This window comes from Burkholderia sp. 28_3 (assembly GCF_003253915.1).
GTDB lineage: Bacteria > Pseudomonadota > Gammaproteobacteria > Burkholderiales > Burkholderiaceae > Burkholderia > Burkholderia cenocepacia.
Window position 1 is genome coordinate 72,686 of sequence record NZ_QKZF01000025.1, and the last position, 22,378, is coordinate 95,063.

Consider the following 22,378-nt stretch of genomic DNA (forward strand, 5'->3'; position numbering starts at 1 on the left):
CGCCGCTCGCGCGCGCAACGGCCGTAAGGTTGCGCACGCAACGAAACTCATTCTGACGGCTAAGTCGATGGAAATCTTTGGCATTCCGTTGCCGGCGATGCTGAGCCAGTTGCTGCTCGGGCTCGTCAACGGCTCGTTCTACGCGATCCTGAGCCTCGGGCTCGCGGTGATCTTCGGGCTGCTCAACGTGATCAACTTCGCGCACGGCGCGCTGTTCATGCTGGGCGCGATGCTCGCGTGGATGGGCCTGTCGTATTTCGGGCTGCCGTACTGGGCGATGCTCGCGCTGGCGCCGCTGATGGTCGGCGCGTTCGGGATCGCGATCGAGCGCTCGATGCTGCGCTGGCTGTACAAGCTCGATCACCTGTACGGGCTGCTGCTCACGTTCGGCCTCACGCTGGTCGTCGAAGGCGTGTTCCGGTCGATCTACGGATCGTCGGGCCAGCCGTACGACGTGCCGTCGCAGCTGTCCGGCGCGACCAACCTCGGCTTCATGTTCCTGCCGAACTATCGCGCCTGGGTCGTCGTCGCGTCGCTCGCGGTGTGCCTCGCGACGTGGTTCGTGATCGAGAAGACGCGGCTCGGCGCGTACCTGCGCGCGGGCACCGAGAACCCGAAGCTCGTCGAGGCGTTCGGCGTGAACGTGCCGATGATGATCACGCTCACCTACGGCTTCGGCGTCGCGCTCGCCGCGTTCGCGGGCGTGCTGGCCGCGCCGGTGATCCAGGTGTCGCCGCTGATGGGCCAGCCGATGATCATCACCGTGTTCGCGGTGGTCGTGATTGGCGGGATGGGCTCGATCCTCGGCTCGATCGTCACGGGCCTGCTGCTCGGCGTGATCGAGGGCTTCACGCGCGTGTTCTATCCCGAAGCGTCGGCCACCGTCGTGTTCGTGATCATGGCGATCGTGCTGCTGTTCCGCCCGGCGGGCCTCTTCGGCAAGGAAAAATGATGCAGAGAAAAGTGCTCTACGGCGTGCTGCTCGCCGCACTGCTCGCCGCGCCGTTCATCGGCGCGTATCCGGTGTTCGTGATGAAGGTGCTCGCGTTCGCGCTGTTCGCGGCCGCGTTCAACCTGCTGATCGGCTATACGGGGCTGCTGTCGTTCGGCCATGCGATGTTCCTCGCGACGGCCGGCTATGCGACCGGCTACTCGATGCAGACGCTCGGTTTCACGCCGGAGCTCGGCGTGCTGGTCGGCACCGTCGCCGCGACGCTGCTCGGGCTCGTCGTCGGGCTGTTCGCGATTCGCCGGCAGGGCATCTACTTCGCGATGATCACGCTCGCGTTCGCGCAGATGGTCTACTTCATCTATCTGCAGGCGCCGTTCACGCACGGCGAGGACGGCCTGCAGGGCGTGCCGCGCGGCCGCCTGTTCGGGCTGCTCGACCTGTCGAACGACGTCGCGCTGTACTACGTCGTGCTGGTGGTGGTCGTGGCCGCGTGCGCGTTCATCGTGCGGGTCGTGCATTCGCCGTTCGGCCAGGTGCTCGTCGCCATCAAGGAGAACGAGGCGCGCGCGATCTCGCTCGGCTACGACACCGACCGCTTCAAGCTGCTCGCGTTCATCCTGTCGGCCGGGCTCGCGGGGCTGGCCGGCTCGCTGAAGGTGCTGGTGCTCGGCTTCGAGACGCTGTCGGACGCGTACTGGACGATGTCGGGCCTCGTCGTGCTGATGACGCTGGTCGGCGGAATGGGCACGCTGTTCGGGCCGCTGCTGGGCGCCGCGCTGATCGTGGCGCTGGAAGACCGGCTCGGCGACATCGGCGAATGGCTCGCGTCGACGACGGGCGTCGCGTGGTTCCATTCGCTCGGCGAATCGGCGACGATCGTCACCGGGCTGATCTTCATCGCGTGCGTGCTGGCATTCCGGCGCGGGATCGTCGGCGAGATGGTCGCGCGGGTCAAGCCGCTCAGGGCCTCGTCATGAGCATGCGGTGCGCGTCGCCGCGCGTTGATGCGAAGCACCATCCGGCACGCCCGGGAAGGGCGTCGCGGCAGGCTCCGGCCGGCGCCGCGCGGCAGGCTGGTGCCCCATTTTCGTGCGGCGATGCACCATAGGGGTAAATGCTAAGTTGTCGTGGTGCTTAAGCCTCTTTAAGATTCACCTTAGTTCTGATGCACCGCGAAACGAATTTGCAGGTGGAGAACGAGGAGACAATCGAGGCACAAAGTGCCCGGACCCCAAAGCGCTGTTGGACGGAATCCAACAGCGCTTTTTCATTTGCGTGCACGGATTCCTTCGATGGTGCATCGGCCCGCGTGACGGCCACTTCCCGCGTTTGCGTTCGCACCGCGTCTTTTCCGCGCTTCGCGCGTCCCCCGTTTTCCGTTTCCGGCGATTCGTTCGCAGACGCTGCGCAGTCCTGCACAGGCGCTTCGGGCTTACCCGGTTGGCGTGCGCGAAATGCGTCCGTTACACTCGGCTTTCGCCGACCGTGCGGTCGGGAAAATGGTCGGCAGTTCTCCTACAAGCACAATGCAGAAGAGGGAGTACGGTTGGATGAGCAGCGCAGCACGGTGGATCGGGGCAGGAGAGGCGGCAGGCGCCGTCCGTTCGTCATGGGGTGCGCGGTGGGTCATCGCGGCGTTCCCGAGCCGTTCCGCGGCCCGTATGCGCGTTCCCGCGCCCTCGCGGGTCGTTGCGCTCGCATCGACATCCGCGTTTGCGTCCGTATTCGCATGAGCGGCCGGTTTTTCGATGTTTCACCCGTCGCGGGCCTGGCCGCAGCAGGCCGGTTCGAGCTGCGCGCCGATCATCGATGCAGCCGCAATGATCACTCGCGCGCTCGCGCATTTCTTCGCTTTCTTCATCCTGACGACACCCCCGCTACGCATCGTGACGGTCGAACGATCGTTTGGGCCGGCATGCGGCGCGCGCCCGGCGTGTCACGGGAAAACGAGCATTGGCGGGGTAGGACGAGATAGTTAATTTATTAACTTGTTTTTGGGGACCGGGAGCCGCCCGAGCGACCCGTGGTTTTTTCGAGCAGCGTTTGGAGACAACGTAAATGAAGATGAATCGATGGATGGAGGCCCTGCTTGCCGCGGGCCTCGTGTGTGCGGCGGCTACGGCGTCGGCGCAGGTCAAGATCGGCGTGACGCTGTCGGCCACCGGCCCGGCCGCTTCGCTCGGGATTCCGGAAAAGAACACGATCGCGCTGCTGCCGAAGGAAATCGCGGGCAAGAGCGTGCAGTACATCGTGCTGGACGACGCCTCCGACACGAGCCGCGCGGTGCAGAACGTGCGCAAGCTGATCGACGAGGACCACGTCGACGCGATCATCGGCTCGTCGGTCACGCCGAACTCGCTCGCGATGCTCGACCCCGTGTCGCAGGGCAAGACGCCGACAATCTCGCTCGCGGCGAGCGCGCAGATCATCGCGCCGATGGACGCGAAGCGCGCGTGGATGTTCAAGGTGCCGCAGAACGACCAGCTGATGGCCGACGCGATCGCCGGTTACATGGCGAAGCACGGCGTGAAGACGGTCGGCTTCATCGGTTTCGCCGACGCGTACGGCGACAGCTGGTACAAGACGTTCGACGCGGCGGCCGCGAAGAACGGGCTGAAGCTCGTATCGAACGAGCGCTACAACCGGACCGACGCGTCGGTGATGGGGCAGGTGCTGAAGCTGCTGGGCTCGAACCCGGATGCGGTGCTGATCGCGGGCTCCGGCACGCCGGCGGCGCTGCCGGCCAAGACGCTGAAGGAGCGCGGCTACAAGGGCAAGGTGTACCAGACGCACGGTGTCGCCAACAACGATTTCCTGCGCGTGTGCGGCAAGGATTGCGAAGGCGAGATCCTGCCGGCCGGCCCCGTGCTCGTGACCGACCAGCTGCCCGACTCGAACCCGGTGAAGAAGCCGGCGCTCGGCTACAAGGCCGCGTACGAGAAGGCCTACGGCGCGGGTTCGCTGTCGACGTTCGGCGGTCATGCGTGGGATGCGGGCCTGCTGCTGCAGCGGGCGATTCCGGAAGCGCTGAAGAAGGGCCAGCCGGGCACCGAGGCGTTCCGCGAAGCGCTGCGCGCGTCGCTCGAAAGCGTGAAGGATCTGCCCGTGTCGCACGGCGTGATCAACATGACGGCGACCGATCACAACGGCTTCGACACGCGTGCGCGCGTGATGGTGCAGATCGTCGACGGCAAGTGGAAGCTGCAGGCCGAGTAAGCGCAAGCATCACGTGAAACCGGCGTGCGCGGCGCGAACGGCGCCGCGTGTGCCGTCGGCAGGGTGCGCGCCTGACGGCCGCACCCGTGCTGCCTGGAACCACCGGGGCCCGCCGCATGGCGCGCGACGTGCCGATCGCGTCGCGCGCGTCCCGGCCGTTTCCGCCTTTCGTTTCTCCGCAGCCTTCTCTCGATACACGAAACGTATGGATCTCTCGATTGCGGCGATCCTCGCGCAAGACGGCATCACGACCGGCGCCATTTATGCATTGTTGTCGCTGGCGCTCGTCCTGGTGTTTTCCGTCACGCGGGTGATCTTCATTCCCCAGGGCGAGTTCGTCGCCTACGGTGCGCTGACGCTGGCCGCGTTGCAGGCGCAGAAATTCCCCGCCACCTGCTGGCTGCTGTTCGCGATGGGCATCGCGTGCTTCCTGCTCGAAGTCGGTAGCCTGATCCGGCATCGTGAACGCCGCCATCAGCTCGGCCGCACGCTCGCGACGCTCGCCAGCCGCTACATCCTGCTGCCGCTCGCGGTGTTCGCGATCACGCGCAGCTTTGCCGCGCAACCGATGCCGATGCTCGCGCAGATCGCACTGACGCTCGCGATCGTCGTGCCGATGGGGCCGTTCGTCTACCGGCTCGTGTACCAGCCGATCGCCGAAGGCACGACGCTGCTGCTGCTGATCGTGTCGGTCGCCGTCCATTTCGCGATGGTCGGTCTCGGCCTCGTGATGTTCGGCGCGGAAGGCTCGCGCACCAACGCGTTCTCGGACGCGTCGCTCGCGATCGGCAGCATGACGGTGTCGGTGCAGAGCATCCTCGTCGTCGTCACGGCGCTCGTGCTGATCGGTGCGCTCTACGTGTACTTCGGCCGCACGATCGCCGGCAAGGCGCTGCGCGCGACGTCGGTGAACCGGCTCGGGGCGCGGCTCGTCGGCATCGGCACCACCGAAGCGGGGCGGCTTGCATTCACGTTCGCGGCGGGGCTCGGCGTGCTGTCCGGGATCCTCGTCGGTCCGCTGACGACGATCTACTACGACTCGGGCTTCCTGATCGGCCTGAAGGGCTTCGTCGGCGCGATCATCGGCGGGCTCGTCAGCTATCCGCTCGCGGCCGCCGGCTCGCTGCTGGTCGGCGTGCTCGAATCCTATTCGTCGTTCTGGGCGAGCGCATACAAGGAGGTGATCGTGTTCACGCTGATCATTCCGGTGCTGCTGTGGCGGAGCTTCGTGACGCCGCATGCGGAAGAGGAAGAGGAGTGACGCGATGAAGACGATGGTACGCAACAAGACCTTCTGGGTGTTTCTCGTGGCGCTGTTCGCGCTGCCGGTGCTGCCCGGCGCGCTGCAGGTGCCCGAGTACTGGATCACGCTGCTGAACTACATCGGCCTGTATGCGATCGTCGCGATCGGGCTCGTGCTGCTGACTGGCGTTGGCGGGATGACGAGCTTCGGGCAGGCCGCGTTCGTCGGCATCGGCGCGTATACGACCGCGTTCCTGACGACGCGGTACGGCGTGTCGCCGTGGCTCGCGCTGATCGTCGGCGTCGTGCTGACGGCGCTGGTCGCGCTCGTGCTGGGCGCCGTGACGATGCGGCTGTCCGGGCACTTCCTGCCGCTCGGCACGATCGCGTGGGGACTCGCGCTGTTCTACCTGTTCGGCAACCTCGAACTGCTCGGCAAGTACGACGGGATCAACGGGATTCCGGCGCTGAACCTGTTCGGCATCGAGCTCGAAAGCGGTCGCAGCCTGTATTTCCTGATCTGGGCCGTGGTGCTGGCCGCGATCGTGTCGGTGCAGAACCTGCTGAACAGCCGTCCGGGTCGCGCGATCCGCGCGCTGCGCGGCGGCGGCGTGATGGCCGAGGCGATGGGCGTGAACACCGCGTGGATGCGCGTCGTGATCTTCGTCTACGCGGCCGTGCTCGCTGCCGTATCGGGCTTTCTGTACGCGCATCTGCAGCGCGCGGTGAACCCGACTCCGTTCGGCCTGAACCACGGGATCGAATTCCTGTTCATGGCCGTGGTGGGCGGCGTGTCGCACGTGTGGGGCGCGGTGCTCGGCGCCGCGATCCTGACCGTGCTGCAGGACTATCTGCAGACACTGCTGCCGAAGCTGCTCGGTTCGGAAGGCAACTTCGAGATCATCGTGTTCGGCGTGCTGATGGTGCTGCTGCTGCAGTACGCGCGCCAGGGCGTATGGCCGTTCGTCGCGAAGCTGTTCCCGCGCGGGCCGCGCGCGCATGTGCCGGAGCAGGCCGACCCGCTGCCACAGCGCGCGAAGCCCGTGGCCGGCGAGCCGCTGCTCGTCGTCGACAACGCACGCAAGCAGTTCGGCGGGCTGGTGGCCGTCAACGACGTCAGCTTCGACGTGAAAGCGGGGCAGATCATCGGGCTGATCGGCCCGAACGGCGCAGGCAAGTCGACCACGTTCAACCTCGTGACCGGCGTGCTGAAGCCGACCGGCGGAGCGATCACGTTCCGTGGCGAACGCATCGACGGGCTGACGTCGCGTCAGATCGTCCGCCGCGGCATCGGCCGCACGTTCCAGCACGTGAAGCTGCTGCCGGCGATGACGGTGCTCGAGAACGTCGCGATCGGCGCCCATCTGCGTGGCCACACGGGCGTGTGGCGCAGCATCGCGCGGCTCAATGCGCACGAGGAAGCGCAGTTGCTGGCCGAAGCCGCGCGCCAGATCCGCCGCGTCGGGCTGGAAAAGCACATGTACGACGAAGCGGGCAGCCTCGCGCTCGGCCAGCAGCGGATCCTCGAAATCGCGCGGGCGCTGTGCTGCGATCCGACGTTGCTGCTGCTCGACGAGCCGGCCGCCGGGCTGCGTTACCAAGAGAAGCAGCAACTCGCCGACCTGCTGCGGCGGCTGAAGGCCGAAGGGATGAGTGTGTTGCTCGTGGAACACGACATGGATTTCGTGATGAACCTCACCGACCGGCTGGTGGTAATGGAATTCGGCACGCGGATCGCGGAAGGGCTGCCGCAGGATGTGCAGCAGGACCCGGCCGTACTCGAAGCGTATCTGGGCGGGGTGGAGTGATGGCGGACACGACGATGCCGATTCTTGAAGTACGCGGATTGGCGGTGCGGTACGGAAAGGTGGAGGCGCTGCACGGCGCGGCCATCAAGGTCGGGGCGGGACAGATCGTCAGCGTGATCGGCCCGAACGGCGCCGGTAAGTCGACGCTGCTGAACGCGATCATGGGGGCGCTGCCGGTAACGGGGCACGCGTCCGGCGCGGTCGTGTATCGCGGCCACGACGTCGGCGCATTGCCCGTCGAGCAGCGCGTCGCACGCGGGATGTGCCTCGTACCGGAGAAACGCGAGCTGTTCAGCACGATGACGGTCGAGGACAACCTCGTATTGGGCGCATATCGGCGCAAGCAGGCGGGAGAAGCGAACTTCCTCGATCAGCTCGATCACGTGTTCGCGCTGTTCCCGCGGCTGAAGGAGCGGCGCCGGCAGGCGGCCGGCACGCTGTCCGGTGGCGAGCGGCAGATGCTGGCGGTCGGCCGTGCGCTGATGGGCAAACCCGATCTGCTGATGCTCGACGAGCCGAGCCTCGGGCTGGCGCCGCTGATCGTGAAAGAGATCTTTCATATCATCAGCGCGTTGCGCGGCACCGGCGTGGCGACGCTGCTGATCGAGCAGAACGCACGGGCGGCGCTGCAGATCTCCGATTACGGTTATGTGCTGGAGACGGGCGAGTTTGCGCTGGAAGGGCCGGCGGCCGAACTCGCGCAGAATCCGCGTGTGATCGAAACGTACCTCGGGCTGGCGAAGAAGACGGCTTGATTGTCGGCTCGGTGGGCAGGAAACGGGCGGCGTGTTTCACGTGAAACACGCCGTTTTTGTTTTGAAGCTGGGCCGGGTTTCGATGCGTCGACGATTCTGGCCCGGCGGATAAGTCGCGCCGGAATAGTGGGAAGCTCTGTGCGGTGCTGCGCTCACTTGTTCCACAGGCCGATGATGCGGCGCGCTTCGGTGGATAAGCACGGGGACGGCCGACAGAAATACTGTGTGGTGATGGGCACAGGATTCGGGTCTGGCGTGTTGCGCTGGTCCACAGGCATTGGCCAGTTAACGAGTTCCACACATGCTGACGCGACTATCAACCAGAGCTTTTGCACAGGCACGACGATGTGCGTTGAATCGCTCGTAGGCATCGCCGAAGTACGCCTACCAAGGCATTTCACCGGTCCTCAGCCAAAAAATCGCCGAAATGCACAGACCCTACCATTCGGACGGCCTTCGGGTGAAAAGCGAACCCGCTATAATTCGGCCCATACATTTCTCTGATAGGTTCGTGCGCAGCTCTGCGTACGGAATCCACCATGCTTTTTCCCACAGAATTTGACGTCATCGTCGTCGGTGGCGGTCATGCCGGCACGGAAGCCGCGCTGGCGTCCGCCCGCATGGGCGCAAAGACACTGCTGCTGACCCACAACATCGAAACGCTTGGGCAGATGAGCTGCAATCCGTCGATCGGCGGCATTGGCAAGGGCCATCTGGTCAAGGAAGTCGACGCACTGGGCGGCGCAATGGCTGCCGCGACGGATGAAAGCGGTATTCAGTTCCGGATCCTCAATTCATCGAAGGGCCCGGCCGTACGCGCGACCCGCGCACAGGCGGATCGCATCCTGTACAAGGCCGCAATCCGCCATCGGCTCGAAAATCAGCCGAACCTATGGCTGTTCCAACAGGCCGTCGACGACCTGATGGTCGAAGGCGACCGCGTGGTCGGCGCCGTCACGCAGATCGGCATCCGCTTTCGCGCGCGCGCGGTCGTGCTGACGGCCGGTACGTTCCTCGACGGCAAGATCCACGTCGGCCTGAACAACTACACGGGCGGCCGCGCGGGTGATCCGGCGGCCGTGTCGCTGTCGTCGCGCCTGAAGGAGCTGAAGCTGCCGCAGGGCCGCCTGAAGACCGGTACGCCGCCGCGTATCGACGGGCGCACGATCGACTTCTCGAAGCTCGACGAGCAGCCGGGCGACCTCGATCCGATCCCCGTGTTCTCGTTCCTGGGCCGCGCGGAGCAGCATCCGCAGCAGCTGCCGTGCTGGGTCACGCATACGAACGAGCGCACGCACGACATCATTCGAGGCGGTCTCGACCGTTCGCCTATGTATACAGGCGTGATCGAAGGTGTCGGGCCGCGCTATTGCCCGTCGATCGAGGACAAAATCCACCGGTTCGCATCGAAGGAATCGCACCAGATCTTCCTGGAACCGGAAGGGCTGACGACCAACGAGTTCTACCCGAACGGGATCTCGACGAGCCTGCCGTTCGATGTCCAGCTCGAGCTCGTGCATTCGATGCGCGGCCTCGAGAACGCGCACATCCTGCGTCCCGGCTACGCGATCGAGTATGACTACTTCGACCCGCGCGCGCTGAAGGCGTCGCTCGAGACGAAGGCGATCAACGGGCTGTTCTTTGCGGGCCAGATCAACGGCACGACCGGCTACGAAGAGGCGGCCGCGCAGGGTCTGCTGGCCGGCCTCAATGCGGGCCGTTACGTGCAGGAGAAGGAGGCATGGTGCCCGCGGCGCGACCAGGCCTATCTGGGCGTGCTGGTCGACGATCTCGTTACGCGCGGTGTGGCCGAGCCGTACCGGATGTTCACGAGTCGCGCCGAGTATCGCCTGAGCCTGCGCGAAGATAATGCCGACATGCGCTTGACCGAAATCGGCCGCGAACTGGGGCTGGTCGACGACGCGCGCTGGGACGCCTTCAGCCGGAAACGCGACGCTGTTTCACGTGAAACCGAACGCCTGAAGTCGACCTGGGTCACGCCGAAGACGCTGCCGGCAGAAGAGGCGACCGCGTTGCTCGGCAAGGCGATCGATCACGAATACAGTCTCGCCGAACTGCTGCGCCGCCCGGGTGTGAGCTACGACGGCGTATGCGGACTGAAGGGCGGCGAGTGCGGCCCCGCGGAGCCGCTGACGGACGATCCGGTGCTGCTCGAACAGATCAAGGAACAGGTCGAGATCGGCATCAAGTATCAGGGCTATATCGAGCGCCAGGCGTCCGAAATCGAGCGCAACGATGCGAACGAGAACACGCGCCTGCCGGACGGTATCGATTACCGTGAAGTCCGCGGCCTGTCGTTCGAGGTGAGCCAGAAGCTCAACGAGTTCCGGCCGGAAACGATCGGGCAAGCGTCGCGTATCTCGGGCGTCACGCCGGCGGCCATCTCGCTGCTGATGGTGCACCTGAAGCGGCGCGGCCTGGGCCGCCGCAACGGCACGGCCGCAGAGGCCGCGGAGCAGGGGGACGGCACCGTCCCGACGCAACAATGACGGCGCGTCGCGCGCCGGCGGTTAATCGGGACGTACTGGAACAGATGCTCGTCGAAGGCACGGCGGCGCTCGACCTCACGCTGACGGATGCACAACGCAACCAGCTGCTCGACTACGTCGCGCTGCTCGGCAAGTGGAACGCGGTCTACAACCTGACCGCGATCCGCGACCCGAAGCAGATGCTGATCCAGCACATCCTCGATTCGCTTTCCATCGTCCCGCATCTGCGTGGTCGTACGTCGGCGCGCGTGCTCGACGTCGGCTCGGGTGGCGGGCTGCCCGGTATCGTGCTGGCGATCGTCGAGCCGGGCTGGCAGGTCACGCTGAACGATATCGTGCAGAAGAAGTCTGCCTTCCAGACGCAGATGCGCGCGGAGCTGAAGCTGGCGAACCTGTCGGTGGTCACCGGGCGGGTCGAATCGCTGCAGCCGGGTGTCGAAGTGCCGGAAAAATTCGACATGATCGTATCCCGCGCTTTCGCGGATCTATCCGACTTCGTTAAACTTGCTCGACATCTGGTCGCGCCGGGTGGTTCGATCTGGGCGATGAAGGGCGTTCACCCGGACGACGAGATTGCGCGGTTGCCGGAAGGCAGCCACGTCAAACAGACGATCCGGCTGGCGGTGCCGATGCTCGATGCGGAGCGGCATCTGTTCGAAGTGGCCGTCGACGACGCGAATTGAAGGCGCGCGGTAGCGCGCCGTTTGTTTGAAGGTAAAGGGAACACACCAACGATGGCAAAGATCTTCTGCGTTGCGAACCAGAAGGGGGGCGTCGGCAAGACGACGACATCGGTCAATCTCGCCGCAAGCCTTGCAGCGCAGGAGCAACGAGTCCTGTTGATCGATCTCGACCCGCAGGGCAACGCGACGATGGGCAGCGGGATCGACAAGGCCGCCTGCGAAGCGACCGTGTATGAAGTGCTGGTCGATGGCGTGTCGGTGACCGACGCGCGCGTGCGTCCGGAAGGCGTCACCTACGACGTGCTTCCCGCGAACCGCGAGCTGTCCGGCGCCGAGATCGAGCTGATCAGCATCGACAATCGCGAGCGCCGGCTGAAGGCCGCGCTCGAGCGCGTGGCCGACGACTACGATTTCGTGCTGATCGATTGCCCGCCGACGCTGTCGCTGCTGACGCTGAACGGCCTGTGCGCGGCGCACGGCGTCGTGATCCCGATGCAGTGCGAGTACTTCGCGCTGGAAGGGCTGTCGGACCTCGTCAATACGATCAAGCAGGTCCACGCGAACATGAATCGCGACCTGAAGATCATCGGCCTGCTGCGCGTGATGTTCGATCCGCGCATCACGCTGCAGCAGCAAGTCTCCGATCAACTGAAAGCGCACTTCGGCGACAAGGTGTTCGACGCGGTGATTCCGCGCAACGTGCGTCTGGCGGAAGCGCCGAGTTACGGGTTGCCGGGCGTCGTGTTCGATCGCAGCTCGCGCGGTGCGCAGGCGTATATCCAGTTCGGTGCCGAGATGATCGAACGCGTGCGCGCGTTCGAGGTGTCGTGATCCGGACATGAGCGAAGCGAGGAAGAAAGACATGAACGCGGTACCAAAGAAGAAGGGCTTGGGACGTGGCCTCGAAGCGCTGCTCGGCGGCAGTGCCGATATCACCGAAGCGGTGAAGATCGAAGGCGCACCGAACACGCTCGCGCTCGGCAAGCTGCAAGCCGGCAAGTACCAGCCGCGTACGCGGATGGACGAAGGCAGCCTGCAGGAGCTCGCGGCCAGCATTCGCGCGCAGGGCGTGATGCAGCCGATCCTGGTACGGCCTATTTCGTCAGACAAATACGAGATCATCGCGGGCGAGCGGCGTTTCCGCGCGGCGCGCCTGGCCGGCCTCGATGAAGTGCCGGTGCTCGTGAAGGACGTATCCGATCAGGCCGCCGCCGCGATGGCGCTGATCGAGAACATCCAGCGCGAGGACCTGAATCCGCTCGAAGAGGCGCACGGCATCCAGCGCCTGCTCGACGAGTTCGGTTTCACGCACGAACAGGCGGCCGAATCGGTCGGCCGTTCGCGCAGCGCGGTGTCGAACCTGCTGCGCCTGCTGAACCTCGCGTCACCCGTGCAGACGATGCTGCTGGCCGGCGATCTCGACATGGGGCACGCACGCGCGCTGCTCGCGGTCGACGCGGCCACGCAGATCACGCTCGCGCATCAGGTGGTCAACAAGCGCATGTCGGTGCGCGAGACCGAGAAGCTCGTCGCACATACGACGAAGGAAGCGCCGGCCGTGAAGGCGCGCGCGAAGGACGACGGCGGCCGCGATACACGTCGTCTCGAAGAGGAGTTGTCAGACCTGCTCGCGTCGACGGTGAAGATCAAGCTGGGCCGCCGCGGGCGCGGGCAGGTGCTGATCGACTTCGGCAACCTCGACGCGCTTGAGGGCATTCTCGCGCGCCTGCGCGGCAACGTCGCGACCGAAGAGTAACGGGCAACCCATGGAGCAAACGGGCGCACCGGCGCCGCGCCGGTGGCTCGGCTGGCTCGCGCAGGAACCGGTACTGTCGGTGCTGGCGCTTGGCCTGATCGTGCTGCAATGGGTGCGTCCGCAACCATTTTCGGTACTGGCCGACCGCGTCGACTGGCAGACGGTCGCGACGCTCGCGGGCCTGCTGATGCTGACCAAGGCGCTCGAGTTGTCCGGCTGCCTGATGTGGCTCGCGCATCGCATCGTGCATCACGTGCATTCCGAGCGAGGGCTCGCGATGCTGCTTGTCGGCTTCGCCGCCGTGCTGTCGATGTGGCTCACCAACGACGTCGCGCTGTTCGTCGTCGTACCGTTGATGGTGTCGCTGCGCGCGCTGACACCGCTGCCGTTCCGGCGGCTCGTGATCGTCGTCGCGCTGGCCGTCAACGCCGGGTCCGTCGCGACCCCGCTCGGCAATCCCCAGAATCTGTTCCTGTGGCAATTGAGCGGCGTGTCGTTCGGCCGTTTCGTGGTCACGCTCGGGCCGCTCGCGCTCGCGCTGATGGCGCTGCTGCTCGTGCTGACCGCATTGATGTTTCGCGCGAAGCCGCTCGACCTGTCCGGCGACGCCGCGTCCTTTCCCGTCCAACGCATGCACGCGTTGATCGCGGCGGTGCTGTTCGCCGCGTTCGTGCTGCTCGCCGATGCGCACCATCCGCTGCCCGGCCTCGTCGGTGTCGCGATCGTGCTGCTCGCCGTCAAACGTGACGCAGTCCTGAAGATCGACTGGCTGCTGCTGCTGATCTTCGTGCTGATGTTCGTCGTGTTGCGCAGCGCGGCTGCGCTGCCCGTCGTGCACGATGCGGTCGCGCATGCGCAACTCGATTCGCCGCTGCGCGTCTACGCCGCCGGCGCGGCGCTGTCGCAGGTGATCAGCAACGTGCCGGCCGCGATTCTGCTGTCGGAGTTCACGCACGACTGGCGCGCGCTGGCATTCGGCGTATCGGTCGGCGGCTTCGGTTTCGCGATCGGCTCGCTCGCGAACCTGATCGCGGTGCGTCTCGCGAAGGAGCCGCGCATGTGGCTGCCGTTCCACCTCGTTTCGATTCCGTTCGCGCTGGTGAGCGCGGCGCTCGGCGCGTGGTTGCTCATGCACGGTTGAGCGAGGCCGATGCGCGCCGCACAGGTGTGCCGTTCGGGCGGCGGACGGGGCGCACAGCGTCCGCAGTGATCAAGGATTGTTGATAAGTGCCGCAGCCCACAGTCGAACTTCTGTGGCGGCGCGACAACTGATTGGACGAATCGATGCGCGAGCAACCGGTCGAGTTTCTCGCGCCGCGCGCGATGGTTTGATCGCGGCGTCTTGCGTGTTCCGGCGTGTCGCGCCGAGTCGTTCCCGGCGACTCCATGGCAGCGGATGCCCGGCGGCGATCGCGCCGCTTCCTGCTGGCCCGCAGCGGGCGTCGTTTCCCCGTCATTTCCGCCGTCACCGGACTTTTTCGCACAAGAAATACCGGTGCAAAAAACCGACCTTACAACTGTCATCGTACGTCGTCGAATCGGGTGTTTTTTCACATCATGAGGCGTCGTTTTATGCAGGTTTTTGTCGCGTCTAAAGCCTTGAATCACTTGCAACTATCGCTTACAATCGCCCGGATTTGTTAGCTAGGCACCCCTGAAAGCTTTCAGAAAGCTTGGGGTCGGGTTCAAGGATTTCAGCGGAAGATTGCGATGGCGGGTCAGGCGCCGGACGACAGGCATGATCAGCGCACGCAACGCACCGCTTCGGCGGCCGGCGCGCGGCGTGAATCCGACGATGACTGGGATGTCGAGCAGCAAGATAACAACATCGTTCCGCTTACACGGGCAGAGGCCGAAAGGCTGTTCGGTCCGAACGTGAGCAAGCCCTCGCGCGTGACCCCCTACAAGGTGGTGTTCGCGCAAGTGGTCCTGTCCCTGGTTGCAACGCTGGCGTGGTGGCTGTTTTCGAAGTCGCCGGGCGCCGCTGCGCAATCCGCGTTTCTGGGCGGAGCGATCGGCTGGGTGCCCAGTGCGGTATTCGTGGCACGACTGAAGGCAGGTGGCTCGGCCACCGTGATGAGCTGGGTGATGGGCGAAGCCCTGAAGCTCGCTCTGACGATCGGGATGTTCACCGCGGTGGCGTTCGGCTGGGCCGGCGTGCACTGGGTGCCGTTCCTCGTCACGTACCTCGTCGTGCTGAAGACGTACTGGATCGCGCTGGCCTGGCGGTAAGGAACAAGCAGCGTGCGGTTTCGACAACGAACCGCACCGGCCCGTTCCCGCAATAGCGTGTTGCGGAACGGGCAAAACGATTTTCGACAATTTGGGTGGCATTAACGATATGGCAGCTAGCGAAGGCACGCGCGGTCCGGATCCGTCCGAGTACATTGCGCACCACTTGCAGAATTTCTCCACCTCGCATCAGACGTCGATTTTCGACATTCACGTCTGGAATCTCGACACGTTGTTCTGGTCGATCGTATGCGGCATCGTGACGATCGTCCTGCTGCGTCTGGCCGCCCGCAAGGCGACGTCGGGCGTGCCGGGCCGTTTCCAGTGCGCGATCGAGATGCTCGTCGAAATGGTCGAAGACCAGTCGAAGGCCATCGTCCACGGCAATCGCACCTTCATCGCGCCGCTCGCCCTCACGGTGTTCGTGTGGGTTGCGCTGATGAACTCCCTCGACTTCCTCCCGGTCGACCTGCCGGGCCGCGTGATCGGCCTGCTCGGTCTGTCGGACGTGATTTCCCACCATCGCATCGTCCCGACGGCCGACCTGAACGGCACGCTCGGCATCGCGCTCGGCGTGTTCGTCCTGATGATCTACTACAGCATCAAGATCAAGGGCGCGGGCGGCTTCGTGCACGAGCTGCTGTCGGCACCGTTCGGCGCGCACCCGCTGCTGTGGATCCCGAACCTCGCGCTCAACATTGTCGAATATCTCGCGAAGACCGTCTCGCTCGGTATGCGGCTGTTCGGCAACATGTACGCGGGTGAGCTGTTGTTCCTGTTGATCGCCCTGCTCGGCAGCATGTGGAGCTTCGGTGGCGACGCAACGTTCCTCGGCTTCGTTGGTCATGTGATCGCGGGTAGCGTCTGGGCAATCTTCCACATCCTGATTGTTCTGTTGCAGGCATTCATTTTCATGATGCTGACGCTGGTGTATCTCGGCCAGGCGCACGACAAGCACTAAGCGCGGCGTGCAAGAAAGAGTTTCCGTTTTAGTTTTTTAAATCTCAGTTCCAAGTCTTTTCACAAAGGAGTGATCATGCAAGCTTACATCGCCAACATCCAGGGTCTGACCGCCATCGGTATCGGCATCATCATCGGCCTGGGTGCAATCGGCGCCTGTATCGGTATCGCGCTGATGGGTGGCAAGTACATCGAAGCCTGCGCACGTCAGCCGGAACTCATCAACCCGCTGCAAACGAAGATGTTCCTGCTGGCTGGTCTGATCGACGCTGCATTCCTGATCGGCGTTGGTGTCGCAATGCTGTTCGCGTTCGCGAACCCGCTCCTGTCGAAGCTCGCAGGCTAAGGTTCCTCGGAAATATGCGTCCGGCGTGAGCCGGCGCAGGGCGGAACGGAGACTTGGGGCGCTGATCGAATGCAACTCGATGAGCGCCTTACCGTTTCATTTTTCCGGAATAGCAGATAAGGAAACACCGTGAATCTCAACGCAACTCTGTTTGCGCAAATGGTCGTGTTCCTGGTCCTCGCGTGGTTCACGATGAAATTCGTGTGGCCGCCGTTGATCAACGCCCTCGACGAACGTTCGAAGAAGATCGCCGACGGCCTCGCCGCCGCGGAGAAGGGCAAGGCGGAACTCGACGCAGCGCACAAGCGCGTGGACCAGGAACTCGCGCAGGCCCGCAACGACGGCCAGCAGCGCATCGCCGACGCTGAAAAGCGTGCCCAGGCGGTCGCCGAGGAAATCAAGGCCAACGCCCAGGCTGAAGCCGCCCGCATCGTCGCCCAGGCGAAGGCGGAAGCAGAACAGCAAATCGTGAAGGCGCGCGAAGCGCTGCGTGGCGAAGTCGCCGCGCTGGCCGTGAAGGGCGCCGAGCAGATCCTGAAGCGCGAAGTCGATCAAACGGCCCACGCCCAACTGCTGAATCAACTGAAAGCCGAGCTCTGATCATGGCCGAACTTGCAACCATCGCCCGCCCTTACGCAGAAGCGCTGTTCCGCGTGGCCGAGGGCGGTGACATCGCCGCCTGGTCCACGCTCGTGCAAGAGCTGGCCCAGGTTGCGCGTCTGCCGGAAGTGCTGTCGGTCGCGTCGAGCCCGAAGGTGACGCGCACGCAAGTAGCCGAGTTGCTGCTTGCTGCGGCCAAGTCGCCGCTCGCGGCCGGCGCCGAAGCGAAGAACTTCGTGCAGATGCTGGTCGACAATCATCGCATCGCGCTGCTGCCGGAAATTGCCGAGCAGTTCGAGGCGCTCAAGAACGAACGTGAAGGCGCAGCCGACGCCGAGATCGTGAGCGCGTTCCCGCTGAACGGCGCGGATCTCGACAGTCTCGTCTCGGGCCTCGAACGCAAGTTCAAGCGCAAGCTGAAACCGACGGTCGAAGTCGATTCGTCGCTGATCGGCGGCGTGCGCGTGACGGTCGGCGACGAAGTGCTCGACACCTCGGTTCGCGCGCGCCTCGCATCGATGCAGGCTGCCTTGACCGCCTGAGCGCCACGCCGGCACGCAACAGAATTGACTATCAGGAGCGAATAATGCAACTCAATCCCTCTGAGATCAGCGAGCTGATCAAGAGCCGGATCCAGGGCCTTGAAGCGAGCGCAGACGTTCGCAACCAGGGCACCGTGATCTCCGTGACCGACGGTATCGTGCGTATCCACGGCCTGTCGGACGTGATGCAGGGCGAAATGCTCGAGTTTCCGGGCAACACGTTCGGTCTCGCGCTGAACCTCGAGCGCGACTCGGTCGGCGCGGTGATTCTCGGCGAATACGAACACATCTCGGAAGGCGACATCGTCAAGACGACGGGCCGCATTCTCGAAGTCCCGGTGGGTCCGGAACTCGTCGGCCGCGTGGTCGACGCGCTCGGCAACCCGATCGACGGCAAGGGCCCGGTCAACGCGAAGCTGACCGACGCGATCGAAAAGATCGCCCCGGGCGTGATCTGGCGCAAGTCGGTGTCGCAGCCGGTGCAGACGGGCATCAAGTCGATCGACGCGATGGTGCCGATCGGCCGTGGCCAGCGTGAGCTGATCATCGGCGACCGTCAGTGCGGCAAGACCGCGGTGGCGCTCGACGCGATCATCAACCAGAAGGGCAAGGACCTGATCTGTATCTACGTCGCGATCGGCCAGAAGGCTTCGTCGATCATGAACGTGGTTCGCAAGCTCGAAGAAACGGGCGCGATGGAATACACGATCGTCGTCGCCGCTTCGGCATCGGATTCGGCTGCCATGCAGTACCTGGCGCCGTACGCCGGCTGCACGATGGGCGAATACTTCCGCGACCGTGGCCAAGACGCGCTGATCATCTATGACGACTTGACCAAGCAGGCTTGGGCATACCGTCAGATCTCGCTGCTGCTGCGCCGTCCGCCGGGCCGTGAAGCGTACCCGGGCGACGTGTTCTATCTGCACTCGCGTCTGCTGGAGCGTGCGGCTCGCGTGTCGGAAGAGTACGTCGAGAAGTTCACGAACGGCGAAGTGAAGGGCAAGAGCGGTTCGCTGACGGCACTGCCGGTCATCGAAACGCAGGCTGGCGACGTGACCGCGTTCGTTCCGACGAACGTGATCTCGATTACCGACGGCCAGATCTTCCTGGAAACCGATCTGTTCAACGCAGGCATCCGCCCGGCAATCAACGCCGGCGTGTCGGTGTCGCGCGTCGGTGGCGCTGCTCAGACGAAGGTCGTGAAGAAGCTGTCGGGCGGTATCCGTACCGACCTCGCGCAGTACCGTGAACTGGCCGCATTCGCGCAGTTCGCATCGGACCTCGACGAAGCGACCCGCAAGCAGCTCGAGCGCGGCCGCCGCGTGACGGAACTGCTGAAGCAGCCGCAGTACCAGCCGCTGCAGGTCTGGGAACTGGCCGTGTCGCTGTACGCCGCGAACAACGGCTACCTCGACGACCTCGACGTCAAGCAAGTGCTGTCGTTCGAGAAGGGCCTGCGCGACAACCTGAAGACCAGCCACGCTGACCTCATCAAGCGCATCGAAGACACCAAGGATCTCTCGAAGGACGACGAAGGCGCACTGCGCTCGGCGATCGAAGCCTTCAAGAAGTCCGGTGCCTATTGATCCGCGAGTGACACACTGAGGCCGCGCGGGTGCCGAGCACCCGCGCCGCTTCGGTCAAGGAGCAAGCTATGGCTGGAATGAAGGAAATTCGCGGCAAGATCAAGAGCGTGCAGAACACGCGCAAGATCACGAAGGCGATGGAGATGGTGGCTGCATCGAAGATGCGTCGCGCGCAGGAACGCATGCGCGCCGCTCGTCCGTATGCGGACAAGGTCCGTGCCATCGCCGCGCACATGAGCCGTGCGAACCCCGAGTACCGTCACCCGTTCATGGTGGCGAACGACGGCGCGCAGACGGCCGGCATCATCCTCGTCACGACGGACAAGGGTCTGTGCGGTGGTCTGAACACCAACGTGCTGCGTGCGACGGTGCAGAAGTTCAAGGAGCTGGAAGAGAAGGGCCAGAAGGTCGAAGCCACCGCGATCGGCGGCAAGGGCCTCGGGTTCCTGAACCGCTTCGGCGCGAAGGTGATGTCGCAGGTCGTGCACCTCGGCGACACCCCGCACCTGGACAAGCTGATCGGCGCCGTGAAGACGCAGCTCGATCTGTACTCGGAAGGCAAGCTGTCGGCGGTTTATATCGCTTACACGCGCTTCGTCAACACGATGAAGCAGGAAGCCGTGATCGAGCAGCTGCTGCCGCTGTCGTCGGACCACTTCGAAGCCGATGACGGTACGCCGGCGACGTCGTGGGACTACATCTACGAGCCGGACGCGCAGGCAGTCGTCGACGAACTGCTCGTGCGTTACGTCGAGGCGCTGGTGTACCAGGCCGTCGCGGAAAACATGGCGTCCGAGCAATCGGCGCGCATGGTCGCGATGAAGGCCGCGTCCGACAACGCGAAGACGGTGATCAGCGAACTGCAGCTCGTGTACAACAAGAGCCGTCAGGCCGCGATCACGAAAGAACTGTCGGAGATCGTCGGCGGCGCAGCCGCTGTTTAAGCGCGCGCCCGGGACGACAACTGCGCCTTTGCGCGAGTAAAGAATCAGGTATTTAAAGGAAAAGCGATGAGTACTGCTGCTTTGGTAGAAGGCAAGATCGTACAGTGCATCGGCGCCGTTATCGACGTGGAATTCCCGCGCGACAGCATGCCGAAGATCTACGACGCGCTCATTCTCGATGGCTCGGAACTGACGCTCGAAGTCCAGCAGCAGCTGGGTGACGGCGTGGTCCGTACCATTTGTCTGGGTGCATCCGACGGCCTGCGCCGCGGCCTGACCGTGAAGAACACGGCGAAGCCGATCTCGGTGCCGGTCGGCAAGCCGACCCTCGGCCGAATCATGGACGTGCTCGGCCGTCCGATCGACGAAGCCGGCCCGATCGACAGCGACGTGACGCGTTCGATCCACCAGAAGGCACCGGCGTTCGACGAACTGTCGCCGTCGACCGAACTGCTCGAAACGGGTATCAAGGTCATCGACCTGATCTGCCCGTTCGCAAAGGGCGGCAAGGTTGGCCTGTTCGGTGGTGCAGGCGTGGGCAAGACCGTCAACATGATGGAGCTCATCAACAACATCGCGAAGGAACACGGCGGTTACTCCGTGTTCGCGGGCGTGGGCGAGCGTACCCGTGAAGGGAACGACTTCTACCACGAAATGAAGGACTCGAACGTTCTCGACAAGGTCGCGCTGGTGTACGGCCAGATGAACGAGCCGCCGGGCAACCGTCTGCGCGTCGCGCTGACCGGCCTGACGATGGCCGAGCACTTCCGTGACGAAGGCCTCGACGTGCTGTTCTTCGTCGACAACATCTACCGTTTCACGCTGGCCGGTACCGAAGTGTCGGCACTGCTCGGCCGTATGCCGTCGGCAGTGGGCTATCAGCCGACGCTGGCTGAAGAAATGGGCAAGCTGCAAGAGCGCATCACGTCGACCAAGAAGGGCTCGATTACGTCGGTCCAGGCCGTGTACGTCCCTGCGGACGACTTGACCGACCCGTCGCCGGCGACGACCTTCGGCCACCTGGACGCAACCGTCGTTCTGTCGCGTGACATCGCTTCGCTGGGTATCTACCCGGCGGTCGACCCGCTCGACTCGACGTCGCGCCAGATCGACCCGAACGTGATCGGTGAAGAGCACTACTCGATCACCCGTCGCGTTCAGCAGACGCTGCAGCGCTACAAGGAACTGCGCGACATCATCGCGATTCTGGGCATGGACGAACTGTCGCCGGAAGACAAGCTGTCGGTCGCCCGTGCGCGTAAGATCCAGCGTTTCCTGTCGCAGCCGTTCCACGTCGCTGAAGTGTTCACGGGCTCGCCGGGCAAGTACGTGCCGCTGAAGGAAACGATCCGCGGCTTCAAGATGATCGTCGACGGCGAGTGCGACCACCTGCCGGAACAGGCGTTCTACATGGTCGGCACGATCGACGAAGCCTTCGAAAAGGCCAAGAAGATCCAGTAAGGGCTTGAGTGAGTCGCAAGCCGGCGAGCGCCGGCCGGAACAATAAGTCAGTGACGACTTGTATTCCGGCCGCCTGCGCCGGCCGCAATACGCTCAACCCGTGGATGAGATTGGAGTCGATATGGCAACCATCAAAGTAGACGTCGTCAGCGCGGAAGAGCAGATCTTCTCGGGCGAGGCGAAATTCGTCGCGCTGCCGGGCGAAACGGGTGAGCTGGGCATTCTGCCGGGTCACACGCCGCTCATTACCCGGATTCGTCCGGGTGCGGTGCGCATCGAGGTCGAGGGCGGCAACGACGAATTCGTGTTCGTCGCGGGCGGCATTCTCGAAGTGCAGCCGGGCGCCGTGACGGTGCTCGCCGATACCGCGATCCGCGGCAAGGACCTCGACGCGGCGAAAGCCGAGGAAGCGCGCAAGCGTGCCGAGGAAACGCTGCAGAACGCGAAGTCGGATCTCGACCTCGCGAAAGCGCAATCCGAGCTCGCGACCGCGATGGCGCAGCTCGAGGCGATCCAGCGTCTGGCGAAGATCCGCAGCCGGCACTGAGCCGCGCCGCGTATCCCGCGAAAGAAAGCAGCCTTCGGGCTGCTTTTTTTTCGTCTGGGCTTCGTCCACGCTTCCTCCGTGTTTCGCCCGCATTTCGTCTGCGTTTTTCGGGCCGGATCATTGCGTCCGATCGTGCTATTTCAGTAAGCACCTCGCGACGGCCGTTCGCCACGCGACGCCCGCGCGATGCATGATCGGGAATCGGCTACCCGGATCTCACTGGCTGGCAATCATGCAG

General features: G+C 64.4%; 20 protein-coding genes. All 20 read left to right on the top strand.

Annotated elements, in window-relative coordinates; genetic code table 11:
• Positions 1–67: 67 nt before the first annotated feature.
• The 20 genes from DFS13_RS33785 (at position 68) to DFS13_RS33885 (ending at position 22,140) form a co-directional block, all read left to right on the top strand.
• Complete coding sequence (locus DFS13_RS33785) at positions 68–952, top strand: branched-chain amino acid ABC transporter permease (protein WP_006482704.1); 885 nt, start codon at positions 68–70, stop codon at positions 950–952.
• Positions 952–1,929: a branched-chain amino acid ABC transporter permease gene (locus DFS13_RS33790; RefSeq protein WP_006482714.1), complete on the top strand. Its 978-nt coding sequence runs from the start codon at positions 952–954 to the stop codon at positions 1,927–1,929. Before DFS13_RS33785 ends, DFS13_RS33790 begins: the two co-directional genes overlap by 1 nt.
• A 1,081-nt stretch (positions 1,930–3,010) precedes the next feature.
• Positions 3,011–4,168: an ABC transporter substrate-binding protein gene (locus DFS13_RS33795; protein WP_006482734.1), complete on the top strand. Its 1,158-nt coding sequence runs from the start codon at positions 3,011–3,013 to the stop codon at positions 4,166–4,168.
• Between the two features lie 205 nt (positions 4,169–4,373).
• Positions 4,374–5,429, top strand: a complete 1,056-nt coding sequence (locus DFS13_RS33800; protein ID WP_006482706.1) for a branched-chain amino acid ABC transporter permease — start codon at positions 4,374–4,376, stop codon at positions 5,427–5,429.
• 4 nt (positions 5,430–5,433) lie between these two features.
• Complete coding sequence (locus tag DFS13_RS33805) at positions 5,434–7,218, top strand: ATP-binding cassette domain-containing protein (protein WP_111442698.1); 1,785 nt, start codon at positions 5,434–5,436, stop codon at positions 7,216–7,218.
• Positions 7,218–7,973 (top strand): ABC transporter ATP-binding protein, encoded by a 756-nt coding sequence (locus DFS13_RS33810; RefSeq protein WP_059721127.1) that lies wholly within the window; start codon positions 7,218–7,220, stop codon positions 7,971–7,973. The genes DFS13_RS33805 and DFS13_RS33810 overlap by 1 nt, the downstream gene beginning before the upstream one ends.
• A gap of 539 nt (positions 7,974–8,512) precedes the next feature.
• Positions 8,513–10,483, top strand: coding sequence for a tRNA uridine-5-carboxymethylaminomethyl(34) synthesis enzyme MnmG (gene mnmG / locus DFS13_RS33815; protein ID WP_058902028.1), 1,971 nt, complete (start codon positions 8,513–8,515; stop codon positions 10,481–10,483).
• Positions 10,480–11,166, top strand: coding sequence for a 16S rRNA (guanine(527)-N(7))-methyltransferase RsmG (gene rsmG / locus DFS13_RS33820; RefSeq protein WP_048988771.1), 687 nt, complete (start codon positions 10,480–10,482; stop codon positions 11,164–11,166). Before mnmG ends, rsmG begins: the two co-directional genes overlap by 4 nt.
• Before the next feature lie 51 nt (positions 11,167–11,217).
• On the top strand, positions 11,218–11,997 hold the full coding sequence (locus DFS13_RS33825) for a ParA family protein (RefSeq protein ID WP_006482737.1): 780 nt from the start codon (positions 11,218–11,220) through the stop codon (positions 11,995–11,997).
• Positions 11,998–12,028: 31 nt separating this feature from the next.
• Positions 12,029–12,922, top strand: coding sequence for a ParB/RepB/Spo0J family partition protein (locus tag DFS13_RS33830; RefSeq protein ID WP_006482728.1), 894 nt, complete (start codon positions 12,029–12,031; stop codon positions 12,920–12,922).
• A 10-nt stretch (positions 12,923–12,932) separates the two neighbouring features.
• Positions 12,933–14,063, top strand: a complete 1,131-nt coding sequence (locus DFS13_RS33835) for an SLC13 family permease (RefSeq protein WP_034201163.1) — start codon at positions 12,933–12,935, stop codon at positions 14,061–14,063.
• A gap of 569 nt (positions 14,064–14,632) precedes the next feature.
• Positions 14,633–15,154: an ATP synthase subunit I gene (locus tag DFS13_RS33845; RefSeq protein WP_034201162.1), complete on the top strand. Its 522-nt coding sequence runs from the start codon at positions 14,633–14,635 to the stop codon at positions 15,152–15,154.
• Positions 15,155–15,263: 109 nt separating this feature from the next.
• Positions 15,264–16,115, top strand: coding sequence for a F0F1 ATP synthase subunit A (atpB, locus tag DFS13_RS33850; protein ID WP_012492242.1), 852 nt, complete (start codon positions 15,264–15,266; stop codon positions 16,113–16,115).
• 75 nt (positions 16,116–16,190) lie between these two features.
• The gene (gene atpE, locus DFS13_RS33855; protein ID WP_006482730.1) at positions 16,191–16,460 is read left to right on the top strand and encodes a F0F1 ATP synthase subunit C; all 270 of its coding nucleotides are present in this window, start codon (positions 16,191–16,193) and stop codon (positions 16,458–16,460) included.
• A gap of 129 nt (positions 16,461–16,589) precedes the next feature.
• The gene (locus tag DFS13_RS33860; RefSeq protein ID WP_006477283.1) at positions 16,590–17,060 is read left to right on the top strand and encodes a F0F1 ATP synthase subunit B; all 471 of its coding nucleotides are present in this window, start codon (positions 16,590–16,592) and stop codon (positions 17,058–17,060) included.
• 2 nt (positions 17,061–17,062) lie between these two features.
• A complete protein-coding gene (locus DFS13_RS33865) occupies positions 17,063–17,602 on the top strand; it encodes a F0F1 ATP synthase subunit delta (RefSeq protein ID WP_006482713.1) in 540 nt (179 codons plus the stop codon).
• 44 nt (positions 17,603–17,646) lie between these two features.
• Positions 17,647–19,188 (top strand): F0F1 ATP synthase subunit alpha, encoded by a 1,542-nt coding sequence (gene atpA, locus DFS13_RS33870; protein WP_006482717.1) that lies wholly within the window; start codon positions 17,647–17,649, stop codon positions 19,186–19,188.
• A gap of 68 nt (positions 19,189–19,256) precedes the next feature.
• Positions 19,257–20,132: a F0F1 ATP synthase subunit gamma gene (gene atpG, locus DFS13_RS33875; protein WP_006482709.1), complete on the top strand. Its 876-nt coding sequence runs from the start codon at positions 19,257–19,259 to the stop codon at positions 20,130–20,132.
• Positions 20,133–20,198: 66 nt separating this feature from the next.
• Positions 20,199–21,593 carry a F0F1 ATP synthase subunit beta gene (gene atpD, locus DFS13_RS33880; protein ID WP_006482710.1) on the top strand — a complete coding sequence of 465 codons (1,395 nt, stop codon included), beginning with the start codon at positions 20,199–20,201 and terminating at the stop codon, positions 21,591–21,593.
• A gap of 121 nt (positions 21,594–21,714) precedes the next feature.
• The gene (locus tag DFS13_RS33885) at positions 21,715–22,140 is read left to right on the top strand and encodes a F0F1 ATP synthase subunit epsilon (protein WP_006477288.1); all 426 of its coding nucleotides are present in this window, start codon (positions 21,715–21,717) and stop codon (positions 22,138–22,140) included.
• The last annotated feature ends 238 nt before the right edge of the window (positions 22,141–22,378 follow it).